Here is a 15,376-nt window from a genome sequence, read left to right on the forward strand (position 1 = left end):
ACCTGGGCCTCATCCCACAGATCGAAAAGTCGTTCCTATCCAAGGACGTCGACTCGCTCCAGCCACACATCCGCGCCTTCGTGGAGCGCGCGGTCACCTTCACCACCTGCCCGGGATGCGACGGCTCCCGATTGAGCACGACGGCTCGGTCGTCGAAGATCCTGGGTGTCAGCATCGCGGATGTCTGTGCGATGCAGATCAGCGACCTGGCCGAATGGGTTCGCGGCGTTCGAGAACCGTCGGCGCTGCCACTGCTCGCGACCCTGCAACACGCCCTCGACTCGTTCGTGGAGATCGGGCTGGGCTACCTCTCGCTCGACCGGCCTTCGGGCACCCTGTCCGGCGGTGAGGCGCAGCGCACCAAACTTGTCCGGCACCTCGGATCCTCTCTCACCGACGTCACCTACGTCTTCGACGAGCCTACGATCGGCCTTCACCCGCATGACATCCAGCGCATGAACGAACTGCTGCTTCGTCTGCGCGACAAGGGCAACACCGTGCTCGTCGTGGAGCACAAGCCGGAGTTGATCGCGATCGCCGATCACGTCGTCGATCTCGGCCCCGGCTCCGGTTCCGCGGGTGGCACAGTCTGCTTCGAGGGCACCCCGGAGGGGCTGCGGGCCAGCGGTACCATCACCGGTCGCCATCTCAACGATCGAGCCGCTCTGAAGGCAGCGGTGCGCGAGCCCACCGGGACGCTCGAGATTCGCGGGGCGACGGCGAACAACCTGCGGGACGTCGACGTCGACATCCCCCTCGGGGTGCTCGTCGTCATCACCGGCGTCGCTGGGTCGGGAAAAAGCTCCCTCGTGCACGGGTCGATGCCCCACAGCGGAGTGGTGTCGATCGACCAGGGCGCGATCCGCGGCTCGAGGCGCAGCAACCCTGCGACCTACACGGGCCTGCTGGAACCGGTCCGCAAGGCATTCGCGAGGGCGAATGGCGTGAAGCCGGCACTGTTCAGCTCCAACTCCGAGGGCGCCTGCCCCAATTGCAACGGCGCCGGCGTGATCTTCACCGATCTCGGCCCGATGGCCACCGTGTCCACCACCTGCGAGGTGTGCGAGGGCAAGCGGTTCGACGCATCCGTGCTGGAGTACAAGCTCGGCGGCCTCGACATCAGCGAGGTGCTGGGGCTGTCGGTGACCGCCGCCGAAGAGTACTTCAGCGCCGGCGAGGCCCGCACCCCCGCCGCGCACGCGATCCTGCGCCGGCTCGTGGATGTGGGGCTCGGCTACCTCAGCCTCGGCCAGCCGCTCACAACGCTCTCCGGCGGCGAGCGCCAGCGCATCAAGCTGGCCAACCAGATGTCCGACCAGGGGGACGTCTACGTGCTGGACGAGCCGACCACCGGCCTGCACCTCGCCGACGTGGAGAATCTGCTCGGCCTGCTCGACCGGCTCGTCGACTCCGGCAAGTCGGTCATCGTGGTCGAACACCACCAGGCCGTGATGGCGCACGCCGACTGGATCATCGACCTGGGCCCCGGCGCCGGTCGCGACGGTGGCCTGATCGTGTTCGAAGGCACCCCGGCCGAACTGATCGCCGCCAGGTCGACCCTCACCGGCGAACACCTCGCCGCCTACGTGGCCCGCTGAGCCGACCGGCGTTTCAGTCGGGAACCGCAGCGGCCGCACTGGACATTCCTTAGTACACAGCCTCTGAGGAGTAGCGATGAAACGGCACGGCTCCTGGTTCACGATCGCCGCAGCGCTGACGCTCCTGCTGTCCGGCTGCGGCGTCGGCGGGGCTGGTACGGCGGCCACCCCGGGCCCGTCGGTGGCCGAGGAGGTGCCGAAGTCGATCGCCACGGCGGATCTCCCGACGGACGAGTCCTGGGGTGAGCTGCCGACGAGCCCCCTGTCGGCCCGGCGCTCGAGCGTCGGCGCGTGGGTCGAGGACAGGTTCCTGGTGGTGGGAGGCTGGTCGGACCAGCCGTGCCCGCCTACGGCGGACTGCGCCTACAGCGAACCGGCCCAGCGGGACGGAGCCAGTTTCAATCCCTACAGCGGCGTGTGGGCACGCATCGCATCGGCGCCGGTCCCGGTGAGCGAGTACAGCTCGGCCGTCGTGAACGGCGACCTCTTCCTGTTCGCCTACGACGTGGCCGACGGCGGCCTCCAGGTCGACGAGGATGGCCAGATGCTGGTCTCCTTCCTGCATTACAACCTTAAGTCGGATGCCTGGACCACGCTGCCGTCTCCGCCGTCCGGCGGCCGCCTCGTTGCGGCCGGGGACCGGGTGCTGTCCATTTCAGGGTCCGACGAGAACATCGTCGGACCCGACGCGGTCTTCGACCCGGAAACCTCGACCTGGACGGTCTTGCCCGACGACCCGCTCGGCCCCAGTTATGACCGCGAGGCCGTGTGGCTTGGCGACTCGCTTCTCCTCAGCGCGAAGGCGCTGAAGAGTGTGGGCGAAGACGGACCTTCGCTGGTGCGGCTGGCCACCCTGAACGGCACCTTCACGTCCTGGAGCGCACTGCCGGACACCCGGATCACCGGGATCGGCGCCATCGCGGTGGCCGGTTTGGCGGTGTTCCCCTTCTACGGCACCACCGACCAAGGCGTCGCCCTGGGCGCGGGAGACAAAGCGTTCGCCGAGGGCGGCATCTTCAACCCGGCCGACCAGACCTGGAGCATCCTGCCGGACCTTCCCGCCGACACGCCCCTGCTCGAGTACGCCAACGGCCGTCCGCCCCAGGCGGTCGGCGACCAGGTGCTCATCGGCGGTCGGTTCCTGCTCGATCCCGTTGCTCACGACGTGACCGCGCTCCCGCAGCCGTCGTGGGGAGAGCGGGGCGAGGCGACCGTGATCACCGGGGCCGACAGTATCCTCGTCTGGGGCGGAGCGACCTACGACGACTTCGCCAGCGAAAATCGTGCAGACGGGTACCTGCTGGGCCTCTGATCGGGTACTCTGGCAGGCTCGCCAACGCCGGGCAGGATGAGGATCACCGTGCCGGCCCACCTGGACACCAACCGCGCCAACTGGGACGACCGGGCCTCGGCGCACGCCGCGCGCACCGGGCTCGGCTACCAGGTGCAACGGTACGTCGACGACCCGACGCTCCTGTCGGAGGTGGTGCGATTCGACCTCGACCGGCTCGGCGACATCAAGGGCTTGCGCACCGCGCACCTGCAGTGCCACATCGGCATCGACACCCTGTCGCTGGCCCGGCTGGGCGCACACGTGACCGGCCTGGACTTCTCGCCCGTGGGTGTGGCCGAGGCCCGGGCCCTGGTGGCGGACACCGGGGATGCCGTCGATTTTGTCCAGTCGGATGTCTACGCGGCGCTGTCCGTGCTCGACCCCGGCGGCTTCGACCTGGTCTACACGGGGATCGGGGCGGCGCCGGGCGGGCGCCTGTTCCTGCGGGAGGGGCCTCCGATTCTCTGGGCCATGGACGAACGCCTCGCCGACGACCTGCACCTGCGGTTCAGTTACTTCGAACAGGAGACGCCGCTGGAATGGGACGACGACTCCACCTACGTGGCGACGGACCGGCCCATGACCGCCACCAAGACCTACGAGTGGAACCACGGCCTGGGCGAGATCGTCACCGCGCTCCTGACCGCCGGCCTCCAGCTCACCATGCTGGTCGAGCACGACAGCGTGCCGTGGGAAGCCCTGCCGGGGCAGATGGTGCACCGGCCGGATGGCGAGTTCGCCCTCGACACCCTGGCCGGCGTCGCGCCCTTGTCGTACACGATCCAGGCGGTGAAGCCACGGCTTTGAGCAGGCTCCCAGCGCCGTCTGCGAGGGTGTAGAACTGTTTTCACCGATCAGGCAAGGAGACCTGCATGAGCACCATCGACGTGACCGACACCACCTTCGCCGAGACCCTCGCGGCCAACGACATCGTCCTGGTGGACTTCTGGGCCGACTGGTGCGGCCCGTGCAAGCAGTTCGCGCCCACCTACGCGGCGTCCTCCGAACACCACCCCGATGTGACCTTCGCCAAGGTGGACACCGAGGCCGAGCAGCAGTTGTCCGCGGCGGCCGGCATCCAGTCGATCCCCACCCTGATGGCATTCCGCGAGGGCATCCTGGTCTTTTCCCAGCCCGGCGCGCTGCCGCCCGCCGCCCTTGAGCAGGTCGTCACAGCAGTGAAGGGCCTGGACATGGCCGAGGTACACCGCCAGGTGGCCGCCCAGAAGGAAGCCCAGGAGACGCAGCAGCCGTCAGCCTGACCGCACGCCCGCCGTACCCACTAGCCTGAGCACCAGGAGCACCATCGATGATGCGGGGGCACACGTGGACGAACAGCAGGCAGCTTTCCTGGAGACGTTCCGGCAGTTCATGGACGATCTCATCCTGGTTCCCCGGCCACAGGTCGACGTCCGCACTCCGCTGGGCGACCTGGTGCAGGATTTTCTCGGGGCGGACGTCGCCACCCTGCCGTCGGTCAGCAACGAGAACATTCTTCCTTCCCGGATCTGATCAGCAGCCCCCATGTCCGTTTCGCGCCGGGGCCGGTCGACTACATCTCGGTGGCGACGGGACCGGATGCCGAACGGCCCGTCGTCGCGTTCGGCTGATGCTCGAGCGCAGCGTGCTGCGCGGCCAGGTGCTCTCCTTCAGCGGCAACGAGTTCGGGCACGGTGCGGCCGGCGTCGATTTCCTGCCCCGCCCCCAGGTCGCTGCGGCCGACGTCATCCTCGACGACATCGCGCGGCATGTGGTCGGGATCGGTCTGCACCGCGAGACGCTGCGCGCCGCAGGCCGCCACCTGAAGCGGGGCGTGCTGCTCTACGGTCCGCCCGGATCAGGCAAGACCCTCACGGTGCGGCACCTGCTCAGCGCCACGCCGGAGACGACGGCGGTGGTGCTGGCCGGCAACAGCATCCGTTTCGTCACGGAAGCCGCCGAACTCGCACGTGCCATGCAGCCGGCGATCGTGGTGCTCGAAGACGTCGACCTCATCGGCGAGGACCGCGACCTGGCCCACGGCCCGCAGCCCCTGCTCTTCGCTATGCTCGACGCCCTGAACGGCTTCGACGGCGACGCCGACGTCGCCTTCGTGCTCACGACGAACCGCGTCGAGGTTCTCGAACACGCCCTGGCGGACCGGCCAGGCCGGATCGACCTCGCCGTGGAGATCCCGCTGCCCGACCCGGCCGCCCGCCGCCGGTTGCTCGAGCTGTACGCCCGCGGCCTGCCCCTGTCGCCGCAGGCGATCACCGAGGTCGCCGAAGCCGCAGAGGGCGTCTCCGGTGCCTTCGCGAAGGAGCTGATGCGCCGCACCGTACTACTCGCGGCCGAGCACGGCCGGGCTGTCACCGACGACGACCTCCGGACCGCTCTGGCGACACTGCTGCACGCTCGCGACAAACTCACCCGCCAGATGCTCGGTTCCGCGCCGGCCGGCGGATGAGTCATCCCCCGATGCTAGCCACCACCTACGTGCGGCCGACCGCCAGCGCGCCGATGCCCGTGACGAAGAAGCCGAGCGCGAGGATCATGCCCAGGAACGCCGGCTCGTAACCCGTTCCCCAGGACACCAGGCTGGCCACGAACAGGACCGCCGCCACCAGGTTGCACTCCACGCCGAACAACAGCATGCAGGTTCGGAAGGCTGGCGACAGCATGGGCTCATTCTGCCGGTTTCCAGTGAACGGGGGAAGACCGGGCGCGGGCCGGTGTGCGAACAGCGTCGTCGGCCGGTCAGAGCCCGGGCAGCACGATGACGAGCTTGCACCGCGGGCACCGGTGGCAAAATTCGAGACCTTCGGCGGTATCCACGCCATCCGGGCTCATCTCGGTGCCGCAGGCCGGGCAGGGCGGCCCCGGCTCGTCGAATTCGTCGTCGTTCATCTCCGCCATACCGCTGGCTAGCCCTCGAGCCGTTCCACCAGCACCAGCACGCGCAGCCGGGGCTGCTCCGGCCAGGTGCCGGCGAGTACTTCGTGCACCGCTGTAGCGGGCGTCCGATTCACCAGGACGTCCTCGTCGCCGAGTACCCGGGCCACAGTCAGCCGCAACAGACCGGCTTCCACGACGGTCACGCCGGGCTCCTGACGGATTGTGAGGTCGGCGACCGCCGGCGGCGTCACGACGGCTCCGTCCTCGGCGCCACTACCGGCGACGACGGCGGTGGGCTCACGCACGATCAGCCGACCGTCGATCTCGATATTCAACTCGGCCTGCCGGCCGCCGGACAAGGCGGCGTTCGCGACGGCCGCGACGTAAACCGGGTCGCCGGTAGCGTCGTAGACCCACCGCTCCCCCAGAACCGAGTGGTGCGTCGTACCGATCAGGAAGGCCTCAGCTCCGGCAAGGGGGGCGTTGCGGTAGGTGACGGGCACCTGCAACAGTGCTCCCGCACCGGCGCGGAGGAGGATCGTCTCGATACCGACCTGCCCCTCCGGGTCGTCGAACCGGTAGGCGGCCACGTTCACAAGGATTGCGTCCGCCTCGCCAGAGAACCACGGCCGAGCGGGAACCCATTTGGAGAGCAGCTCGATTTTGGTGGGCGTCATGTCTGCGTGGTGAAGGAGTGCCATGCCTCCGATCCTACGGGCGGGTCAACCCGACGGTGCGAATTCAGCCAGCGTCCCGCAGGGCGGACTGCACGGCGACGACGCCCTCACCGAACTGCTCGTCGAGGAAGTCCTGCACCGAGCCGTCGTCGTAGATGACGGACACCCACAGGTAACCGTTCTCGGTCCAGTCGGCGAGGATCGGCGCCTCCGAGAAGTTCGCGAAGGTGACCGGACTGTAGCCGGCCGTGTGCAGTTCCTCGTGCAGCCGAAGCAGGGTGCTCTCGTCGCTCGGGCCGGCGTTGGCCTCATCGAGTCGGGGGTCGAATTGGGCGAGCGGATCGTAGAGCGAGAGCGGCATGGGGGGCTGCGTTACCGTGAACGCGGCGGCGTCCCAGGTTCCGGTCACGGCGTAGCTGCCCCAGGTGACGCCGGATGCGCTCTCGGACTGTTCGACCGCCGCCCAGTCCCAACCCAGGATCGGCGGGCCGCCACACAGGGGCGGGTAGGAATCCGCGACCGCGCCGAGGCACAACTGGGGATCTTCACCGTCCTTCTGCAGCACCGTGCCCTGGGCCAGTACCTCACCGGCCGCGGCCGGGCGCGGAAACTCGCCGGGAGGAGCGCCGCCGCCGGGTGCCGCACTGCCGGCGCATCCGCTCAGTGCCAGCAGGCCGGCGACACAGACGAGCCAGCTGACGCCACCAATACTCATGATCGCAGTGTGACATCCGGGAACTGTGTGCGCCAGCGCGAAATCCCTTATTGTCGATCCATGACTTTCAACGACGACGCCAACTACTCCGGAAAAGGCGTGCGCAAGTCCGGCCGTCGCACCGGCCTCGCCGTCGGCGGCGGCGGCATCGGCCTCGTCGCCATCGTGCTGCTCTCCCAGCTGCTCGGGGTGGACCTCACCGGGCTGGTCGGCGGGGGCACCGGCACCAGCAGCCAGGGCGAGAGCACCGGTCTGACGAACTGCGAGACCGGCGCCGACGCCAACGCCGACGCGGAGTGCCGGGTCGGCCTCACCAGCGACTCGCTCGAGGACTACTGGGCAGAGCAGGCGCCGGCGATGGGCATCAGCTACGCCTCCCCGCTGATCATTTTGTTCTCCGACGGGGTCGACACCGGCTGCGGCTCGGCGACGAGCGCCGTCGGGCCGTTCTACTGCCCGGCCGACCAGCAGATCTACCTGGACGTCGCGTTCTACGACACGCTGCGCAGCCAGTTCGGCGCCACGGCGGGCCCACTGTCGCAGCTGTACGTGGTGGGGCACGAATGGGGCCACCACATCCAGAATCTCGCGGGCACGTTCGCCACAGCCGACACATCACAGACCGGCCGCACCTCCGACGCCGTGCGCCTGGAGGTGCAGGCGGACTGCTTCGCGGGCGCCTGGCTGGCATCGGCGACCGAGACCACGGATGCCGACGGTGACCGCCTGCTCGAACCGATCACCGACGCGCAGATCGCGGATGCGCTCAACGCGGCGTCCGCTATCGGCGACGACCGGATCCAGGAGAAGACCCAGGGTCAGGTGAACCCGGAGACCTGGACCCACGGCTCCAGCGAGATGCGCCAGAGATGGTTCCAGACCGGCTACACCAACGGTGCGGAGGCCTGCGACACGTTCGCGGTGGCCGACGCCGAGCTGTAGTCGCTATTTGGGCTCGGTGAGGTCGATGACGCGGCCCTTGGCATCCGCCTTGACGACCTCGATGCCCTTGAGCGCGGCCGCCTTGGTCTGGTAGCTCTCCGAGGTCATCAGGACTTCACCGTTGTGGGCCTTGAGCTTGAAGACATAGCCACCGGATCGGTCTGCAGTCAATTCATACTTGCCGGACATGACACGCTCTCTTCGTCGAGATGGAACGGGGCCGGCTACGAGGCCGGTGGCGCAACCTTACCGCGCCGGGCTGGATCACCCGCGCCGAGACCGACCGCCGGCAGCAGCACGCCGTCGATGAGCGAGATGAGAAAGTCCCGGTCAACGGGCTTGCGCTCGATCAGCGTGCGGAACGCGGCCATCGACGGCGTCACCAGGCACAGCGTCTCCACATCACACCGCGGCGAGATCTCACCGCGGTCGACGGCCCGCTGGATGAGGAACCGGTTCACCTCCGCGCGCGGCTTGACCAGGGCGGCGTTGGCCGCCTCGGCAAGCTCCGGTGCGGCCGAAAGCATCGACATCAGCCCGGCCATGATCTGCATCTTCTTCTCGGCCTCGTCGATGGAGCGCGGCTTGATCATCGCCACGAGGTCCCCCCGCAGGGTTCCGGTATCGGGCAGCCTGGACGGTACGAGGTCGCCCTGTTTCATGCAGGCGACGGCGTCGATGACGAGCTCGTTCTTCGACGGCCACCGCCGGTACAGGGTGGCCTTGCCGGCCTTGGCCCTGCTGGCGACCATGTCGATGGTCATGCCGTCGAAGCCGGTCTCGGCGAGCACTTCGAGCGCCGCGGCCAGGATTTCCGGGTCACGGGTGTGGTCGCGCTTACGGCCCAGCCTGGTTTCGACCACAGCGGGTTCACCCACACCGAGTTCGAGCTGCGTCATGCGACCTCTCCACCTTCTGTCCGTCGGATGAATCCTGTACTGACTCGAATGGTACCGGAGCGTAAATTCGGGAACCCTGAGATCCGGAACTCCAGAGTATCGTATATAGTCGCGTTCATGTCTCGACCCATCCCTGCGCCGTCGGCTGCGACGAGCACCCCCGTGAAACGCTCCCGCCGGTGGTGGACCCTCAGCGTCGTCGCCCTCGCCCAGCTCATGGTGGTGCTCGACTCGACCGTCGTGAACATCGCCCTGCCTTCGGCCCAGGCCGACCTCGGCTTCTCCGACGGCGACCGCCAGTGGATCGTCACGGCGTACTCCCTCGCCTTCGCCAGTCTGCTGCTGCTCGGCGGTCGGCTCTCCGACCTCATCGGCCGCAAGCGCACCTTCATCATCGGCCTGATCGGCTTTGCCATCGCCTCCGCCCTCGGCGGCGCGGCCGGCACGTTCGGCTGGCTGGTCGCCGCCCGCGCCCTGCAGGGAGCCTTCGGCGCGCTGCTGGCCCCGACCGCCCTGGCCGTGCTCACGACCACCTTCACCATCCCCAAGGAGCGCGCCCGCGCGTTCGGCGTCTTCGGCGCCATCGCCGGCGCCGGCGGCGCCGTGGGCCTGTTGCTCGGCGGCTACCTCACCGAGTACTTCGACTGGCGCTGGAACCTCTACATCAACGTCTTCATTGCCATCGTCGCCGTGATCGGTGCCGCGATCTTCGTCGACACCCTCAAGCGCACCGGCCCCCGGCCCAAGCTCGACATCCCCGGCACGCTCCTGGTCTCCGCGGCCCTCTTCGGCCTGGTCTACGGCTTCTCCAATGCCGAGACGGATGGCTGGGACTCGCCGCTGACCTGGGGCATGCTCGCCGGCGCCGTGGTGCTGCTCGTGGCGTTTGTGCTCTGGCAGCGAAAGGCCGCGCATCCGCTGCTGCCGCTGGCGATCGTGCTCGACCGCAACCGCGGTGCGGCCTACCTGTCGGTGATGATCGCCGGCGCCGGCATGTTCGGCATCTTCCTGTTCGTGACCTACTACCTGCAGGCATCGCTGGGCTTCTCGCCGATGCAGACCGGTTTCTCGTTCCTGCCCATGATCGCGATGCTCGTGCTCGCGGCGCAGCTGTCGACGAACATCTTCGTGCCCCGGTTCGGCCCGAAGATCATGGTGCCGTTCGGCATGACCCTGGGCGCGATCGGCATGGCCCTGCTCACCAACCTCGACCTGGACAGCACCTACGCGGCCAACGTGCTGCCGCCGCTGATGATCCTGGGCTTCGCGATGGGCTCGATCATGCCCGCCTCGATGCAGACGGCCACCCTGGGCGTCGACCGGCAGTTCGCCGGCGTGGCGTCGGCGATGGTGAACACCAGCCAGCAGGTCGGCGGCTCGATCGGCACGGCGCTGCTGAACACCCTGGCGGCCACGGCGGCCGCCGACTACGTCGCGTCGCACCTGCCCGCCACGGCCGGGGTCGCCGCACAGGCCGCGGTGACCAGCTACGCCACCGCCTACTGGTGGGGAGCCGGCTTCTTCGCCGTCGGTGCCGTCAACGCCGCACTGCTGTTCCGCCGGATGGGCCACGGCCTGTCCCTGTCGAACGCGCACCTCGCCGACGCCGACCCCGTGGTCGCCCACTAGCGTGGTCGTGGTCGTGGTCGTGGTCGAGGTCGTGGGGCGGGACGGAAGCCGGCTCCACGGGGGCATCCGTCTTCTCTGAGCGCACGAAGGCGATGCCGGTGAGGATCAGCAAGCCGCCGAGCAGTTGCGGAATCGTCAGCTGCTCGCCGAGCAGCAGCCAGGCGTAGAAGGTGGCCGCCACCACCTCGAGCAGGCCCACGAATGAGGCCAGCCGGGAGCCGAGCATCTCGCTGGCGGCGATGCTGGTCGAGTAGGCGATGGCGGTGGCGACGATGCCGATCAGCAGCAACGGCAGCCACCAGGGCAACTCGGCGCCGAACATCGACACGTCCGCGGTGGAGGTGGTGAACGGCACCAGCCCGCTCAGCCCGACCAGGCCGAGCAGCACCCCGCCGAGCAACAGACCGAAGCCGGCCAGCGCCACGGCCGGCAGCCCGTCGCTGGGCTGCGCCGCCACCAGGTAGTAGATCGCGCAGCCCACCATCGCCGCCAGGGCCAGCGCGTAGCCGAACAGGTCGGCGCGGGCCGAGCCGCCCGGGGAGACCACGAGCACCAGGCCGCCGAGGGCCACGACGGAACCGATCAGCACCACGGCCTTGGGGCTCTTCCGGGTGCGCGCCCACGCCACGCCCACCAGCAGCAGCGGAGCCATGTATTCGATGAGCACCGCGGTGCCCACCGGGATGCGCTCGATCGCCGCGAAGTAGGCCAGCTGCGTGCCGGCGACGCCGATCAGGGCCATCGCGAAGACCCGCCAACGCGAGCGCCAGAGCGCCGCCCAACGGCCGCGGAGCGACATCACCGCGACCGGCGCCAGCACCAGGCCGCCGACGAGCACCCGCACGGTCACGGCCGCCGCCGGGCTCCATCCGCTGTCCAGCACCGGCTTGGCGAGGGCTCCGGAGAGGCCGAAGGTGGCCGCGGCTATCACCGCGACGACGAGGCCGAGGGAGATGGACGAGCGGTTCATTGCTGGCTCCAGGCGGACGGGCGCTTCGACGGGCTTGTGGGTGGTCTGATCCCGAAGATAGTGTGATTCCGAGTAAGGAGTCAATTTGCATTTTGCCCCTGACACCGAGGCGAGTCTGGCGTTCACCGTCGACCTCGCCAACACCGTCGCCGGAGCCACCAAGAGCGGCACGGATGAGCTGGCCAGCCCGGCCCAGCTGACCGCACTGTTCCGGGCGCACCGGTTCTCCGGCCGGCTGGATCGAAGCGACGCCGAACTCGCCGAGGTGCGCCAGTCCCGCGAGCTCCTCCGCCGCATCTGGACCCTCGAGCGCGACGCGGCCGCGCTGGAGGTGAACACCATGCTGCAGAGCGCCCTGGCCCGGCCCCGGCTGATGCGGCATGACGGCATGGACTGGCACCTGCACGCCACCGATCCGCAAGCGCCGCTGGCCGAACGCATCCGGGTGGAGGTGGCCCTGGCACTGGTCGACGTGATCCGCACCGATGAGACCGGCCGGCTGCGCGCCTGCGCGGCGGCGGACTGCGACGGCCTGCTGGTGGACCTCTCCCGCAACGGCTCCAAACGGTTCTGCAGTGTGCGCTGCGGCAACCGGATGAACATGATCGCGTTCCGGGAACGGGCCGCCGGACTCAGTTCGGATGCCGCAGGAACACCTGGCGCAGCGACCGGATCAGCAGGATGAAGCCGATCAGCCCGATCGTCGCGCCGAGGAACGCGAACAGCCGCACCCCCTCCACCAGCTCCGGCCCGGTGTCGGATACCACCAGCACGATGCCGAGGGTGGCCGCGGCGATGCCGATCAGTGCCCCGACCGTCTCGAGCACGATCGAGCCCAGCCACCAGCGGTCCTCGGTCTCGGCGAACGGTCGGATCCGCACGCTGAAGGTGCCCTTCTCCAGTCCGGCGCTGATGGACTCCAGCCGCCGGGGCAGCCGCCGCGCCGTCGCCCGTAGCACGGCGGCCTGCGCCTGAACCGACCCGAGCAGGGTCTTGGGCGTCACCAGGCGGCGCAGGTAGTGCGGCACCCGGTCCAGCGCCTTGCCCACCATGTCGAAGTCGGGGTCCAGGATCGCCAGGCTGCTCTCCAGCGTGACCAGGGTGCGGAACGCCATGCTCAGGGAGGACGGGATGGCCAGGTGGTGCTCGCGGATGGTGTCGAGCATCGCCGTGAAGATCGACCCCTCCGCACTATGCCGGGTGAGGGTGAGCATCCGGCCCAGGTCGCGTTGCAGGGCAGCGAGGTCGGCGTCCGCGGGGGCCTCGACCACCAGCAGCAGCGCGTCGGTCGTGGCGATGTCGTCGTCGTTGGCGGCGGCCAGGAGCAGGGTCACCAGGCCCTCCCGCATACTGCGCTCGAGCACGCCGACGTTGCCGAAGTCGATCAGGCCCAACTTGCCGTCCGGGCGCAGCATGAGATTGCCCGGGTGCAGGTCACCGTGGAAGATGCCGGTGACGATCACCTGCTCGAGGACCGCGTCGAGCAGCGCTTCGGCGAGCGCAGTGCGCTCCTCCGGCCACAGGTCGGCGAGCCGCTCGGCGGCCGCGTTCAGGGGGACGCCGTCGATGAGGTCCATGGTGAGCAGCCGCCGGGAACTCGCCGCCGCATAGACGCGCGGCACCACGAGGATCTCGGAGGTGCCCGACGCGGCGACCACGCTGCCGATCTGCTGGGTGCTGGCGTACTCGATGCGGTAGTCGAGTTCGTCGCGGAGGGACCGGGCGAACCCCTCCGCCAGGGTGACCACCCCGAAGTCGCGGCCCCAGCTGGTCTGGTTCTCGATGCGCTGGGCGAGCCGCACGATGATGTCGACGTCGGCGGCCACCTGCGCGCCGGCGCCCGGCCGTTGCACCTTGAGCACCACCCGGGTGCCGTCGAGCAGGGTGCCGGTGTGCACCTGGGCGACGGATGCCGCGGCGAGCGGCATCTCATCGACGTGCGTGAACATGGTGTCGATCGGTGCACCGATCTCGGCCTCGATCACCGTGCGGATGGCCGGCCACGGCAGCGTGGTCGCGCGGGACTGCAGCGAGGCCAGGGCCAGCGTGTAGTTGCGCGGCAGCAGGTCGCGGCGCGTGGAGAGCAGCTGGCCGAGCTTGACGAAGGTGACGCCGGCCTCGTTGATCGCCGCCACCAGGGCCGCCGGCGTGCCACCTCGGCCGCCGCGGCCGCGCTGCGGCCAGCCCGGGCGTTCGTGCAGGATCCAGCCGATCCCGTGCCGGGACAGCAGGGTGAGGATCTGCAGGTATCGTTTGGTGCGCCGGCGCCGGTGCAGGGCGGCGCGGACCGCATCCACCGGGTTCACGGCGGTGGTCGGCCAGAGCGCCTCGGCCGCCACCAGCAGGGCAATGCCGAACGCAAACACCCAGCCGAAGGCGAGCGCGACGAACAACACCACCACGAGCACGGGTGCCCGCAGCTCGCCGTCCGTCGCGATCACCCGCGCCTCGGTCGCCACGAAGTAGGCGAACGGCCAGCTGGCCACGAATACCAGCAGGCCCACCAAAAAGGTGCGCAACCAGCCCACGTTGGTGCCGAGCAGGGACCGGGTGGCGAAGCCGACAGCGACGGCGAAAACCAGCACGACCAGGCCGAACGCGATCCACGCCCATAACGATTCGAACAACCCGTGCCCCGCATTCTGTCGACCTGTGGCGCTCAGGGTAGCGCGCCGCTCTGGCACGAAGCCATACTGCCTGCACCGGCCTGCCACGAAATGCCCGTCCGGCTGCCGCGAAGGAGGCCCCATGCCCGGCCGAACGTCCTACAGCACGTCCCACCGCACGTCCTACAGCACGGCCGAGATCAACAGCGCCCGCTTCGCCCTGGCCGAGCAACTCACCGCCTACACCACCCTCACCGGGGAGATCACCGGCGACACTGCGCAGGCGGCGCTGGCCGATTTCGAGCCGCTGTTCTTCAACAACCTGGTGCTCGTGCTCGACCGCTACTTCGTGCACCGGCTGCACCCGCATGCCGGCACCGATCCGCTCATCGAGGTGGCGGTGATCGCCGATTCGCTGCTGCACCACCATGCCGTTCTGGCCGCCCCGGCCGCCTACCGGCCGGCGGACAGCATCGTGAAGCTCGACGTCGGCGACGACATCCGCCTCACGGCCGCGGAGTTCGAGTCGCTCTCGGGCGCCTTCTTCACCGCACTGGAGGCCCATTTCCCGGCCGCCGACGACTAGACCTGTCAGACTGGAGCTTCCCCGTCCTCCAGAGTCAGGCTCAGCCAGTGAAGATCCTCGTCGTTTCCGCGCACACGCGCTGAGCCGGCGATCGCCGCGCCGCGGCTTCCGGTGTCAGTGCAGCCACTGACAACGAGGAGCCACCATGGCCTCTGCACACGCTTCAATGATTCTGCTCGCGGATGTCGGCCTCACCTGGCCGGACGGATCCACGGCCTTCACGGGCATCAGCGCCGCCTTCGGCCGCGGCCGCACCGGCTTGGTCGGGGCGAACGGGTCGGGCAAGTCCACTCTGCTTCGCCTGATCACCGGCGAGCTGCGCCCAGCACGGGCAGCGTTGTGGTGTCGGCGGATGTGGGCTACCTGCCGCAGACGCTCACCCTCGATGTCGGGGCCACCGCTGCCGACCTGCTCGGCGTGCGGCCGAAGCTCGACGCGCTGCGGGCCATCGAAGCCGGGGACGTGGCCGAGCGGCACTTCGATGTGCTCGGCGACGACTGGGACCTGCCCAGCCGGGCCGGGGACGCGTTGCGTTCGGCCGGCCTCG

18 protein-coding genes and 1 pseudogene are annotated in these 15,376 nt (G+C 69.2%); 11 read left to right on the forward strand and 8 right to left on the reverse strand.

The window, feature by feature from the left end; genetic code table 11:
* From JWP54_RS12855 to JWP54_RS12880, 6 genes are all read left to right on the forward strand, one after another.
* On the forward strand, positions 1-1,598 hold a 1,598-nt coding region (locus JWP54_RS12855), incomplete at its 5' end, for an ATP-binding cassette domain-containing protein (protein WP_297372694.1).
* A 76-nt stretch (positions 1,599-1,674) separates the two neighbouring features.
* Positions 1,675-2,910 carry a hypothetical protein gene (locus JWP54_RS12860; RefSeq protein WP_297372696.1) on the forward strand — a complete coding sequence of 412 codons (1,236 nt, stop codon included), beginning with the start codon at positions 1,675-1,677 and terminating at the stop codon, positions 2,908-2,910.
* Between the two features lie 36 nt (positions 2,911-2,946).
* The gene (locus JWP54_RS12865; RefSeq protein WP_297372698.1) at positions 2,947-3,738 is read left to right on the forward strand and encodes a class I SAM-dependent methyltransferase; all 792 of its coding nucleotides are present in this window, start codon (positions 2,947-2,949) and stop codon (positions 3,736-3,738) included.
* 65 nt (positions 3,739-3,803) lie between these two features.
* Positions 3,804-4,193, forward strand: coding sequence for a thioredoxin (trxA, locus tag JWP54_RS12870; protein WP_297372700.1), 390 nt, complete (start codon positions 3,804-3,806; stop codon positions 4,191-4,193).
* Positions 4,194-4,257: 64 nt separating this feature from the next.
* The gene (locus JWP54_RS12875; protein WP_297372702.1) at positions 4,258-4,443 is read left to right on the forward strand and encodes a hypothetical protein; all 186 of its coding nucleotides are present in this window, start codon (positions 4,258-4,260) and stop codon (positions 4,441-4,443) included.
* 97 nt (positions 4,444-4,540) lie between these two features.
* Positions 4,541-5,377, forward strand: a complete 837-nt coding sequence (locus JWP54_RS12880) for an AAA family ATPase (protein WP_297372703.1) — start codon at positions 4,541-4,543, stop codon at positions 5,375-5,377.
* Between the two features lie 25 nt (positions 5,378-5,402).
* On the opposite strand, the gene JWP54_RS12885 is transcribed toward JWP54_RS12880, so the two are convergent.
* From JWP54_RS12885 to JWP54_RS12900, 4 genes are all read right to left on the reverse strand, one after another.
* Positions 5,403-5,591: a hypothetical protein gene (locus JWP54_RS12885; RefSeq protein WP_297372705.1), complete on the reverse strand. Its 189-nt coding sequence runs from the start codon at positions 5,589-5,591 to the stop codon at positions 5,403-5,405.
* 76 nt (positions 5,592-5,667) lie between these two features.
* Positions 5,668-5,817 (reverse strand): hypothetical protein, encoded by a 150-nt coding sequence (locus JWP54_RS12890; protein ID WP_297372707.1) that lies wholly within the window; start codon positions 5,815-5,817, stop codon positions 5,668-5,670.
* A 17-nt stretch (positions 5,818-5,834) separates the two neighbouring features.
* Positions 5,835-6,506, reverse strand: coding sequence for a hypothetical protein (locus JWP54_RS12895; protein ID WP_297372708.1), 672 nt, complete (start codon positions 6,504-6,506; stop codon positions 5,835-5,837).
* A 40-nt stretch (positions 6,507-6,546) separates the two neighbouring features.
* Positions 6,547-7,197 (reverse strand): hypothetical protein, encoded by a 651-nt coding sequence (locus JWP54_RS12900; RefSeq protein WP_297372709.1) that lies wholly within the window; start codon positions 7,195-7,197, stop codon positions 6,547-6,549.
* 60 nt (positions 7,198-7,257) lie between these two features.
* On the opposite strand from JWP54_RS12900, the gene JWP54_RS12905 reads away from it, so the two are divergent.
* A complete protein-coding gene (locus JWP54_RS12905) occupies positions 7,258-8,139 on the forward strand; it encodes a neutral zinc metallopeptidase (RefSeq protein WP_297372711.1) in 882 nt (293 codons plus the stop codon).
* 3 nt (positions 8,140-8,142) lie between these two features.
* Here the strand turns inward: JWP54_RS12905 and JWP54_RS12910 are convergent, their stop codons facing one another.
* Together JWP54_RS12910 and JWP54_RS12915 are read right to left on the reverse strand one after the other, a co-directional pair.
* Positions 8,143-8,328 (reverse strand): DUF1508 domain-containing protein, encoded by a 186-nt coding sequence (locus tag JWP54_RS12910; protein ID WP_297372712.1) that lies wholly within the window; start codon positions 8,326-8,328, stop codon positions 8,143-8,145.
* Positions 8,329-8,363: 35 nt separating this feature from the next.
* Entirely contained in the window at positions 8,364-9,038 is a 675-nt protein-coding gene (locus tag JWP54_RS12915; RefSeq protein WP_297372713.1) for a TetR/AcrR family transcriptional regulator, read from the reverse strand.
* A gap of 117 nt (positions 9,039-9,155) precedes the next feature.
* Between JWP54_RS12915 and JWP54_RS12920 the strand changes: the two genes are divergently transcribed.
* Positions 9,156-10,667 (forward strand): MFS transporter, encoded by a 1,512-nt coding sequence (locus JWP54_RS12920; protein WP_297372715.1) that lies wholly within the window; start codon positions 9,156-9,158, stop codon positions 10,665-10,667.
* Here JWP54_RS12920 and JWP54_RS12925 read toward each other — a convergent pair.
* On the reverse strand, positions 10,576-11,637 hold the full coding sequence (locus JWP54_RS12925) for an EamA family transporter (protein ID WP_297372717.1): 1,062 nt from the start codon (positions 11,635-11,637) through the stop codon (positions 10,576-10,578). The two genes, JWP54_RS12920 and JWP54_RS12925, sit on opposite strands and share 92 nt — an antisense overlap.
* Positions 11,638-11,722: 85 nt before the next feature.
* Between JWP54_RS12925 and JWP54_RS12930 the strand changes: the two genes are divergently transcribed.
* Positions 11,723-12,322, forward strand: a complete 600-nt coding sequence (locus JWP54_RS12930) for a CGNR zinc finger domain-containing protein (protein ID WP_297372719.1) — start codon at positions 11,723-11,725, stop codon at positions 12,320-12,322.
* Here JWP54_RS12930 and JWP54_RS12935 read toward each other — a convergent pair.
* Positions 12,270-14,264: an AarF/UbiB family protein gene (locus JWP54_RS12935; protein WP_297372721.1), complete on the reverse strand. Its 1,995-nt coding sequence runs from the start codon at positions 14,262-14,264 to the stop codon at positions 12,270-12,272. The two genes, JWP54_RS12930 and JWP54_RS12935, sit on opposite strands and share 53 nt — an antisense overlap.
* Before the next feature lie 121 nt (positions 14,265-14,385).
* Between JWP54_RS12935 and JWP54_RS12940 the strand changes: the two genes are divergently transcribed.
* Positions 14,386-14,829: a hypothetical protein gene (locus tag JWP54_RS12940; protein WP_297372723.1), complete on the forward strand. Its 444-nt coding sequence runs from the start codon at positions 14,386-14,388 to the stop codon at positions 14,827-14,829.
* A 166-nt stretch (positions 14,830-14,995) separates the two neighbouring features.
* Positions 14,996-15,124 (forward strand): annotated as a pseudogene (locus JWP54_RS12945) (hypothetical protein); the annotation flags it as partial.
* Positions 15,125-15,376 lie beyond the last annotated feature (252 nt).

It is taken from the genome of Cryobacterium sp., assembly GCF_025463825.1.
Lineage (GTDB): Bacteria > Actinomycetota > Actinomycetes > Actinomycetales > Microbacteriaceae > Cryobacterium.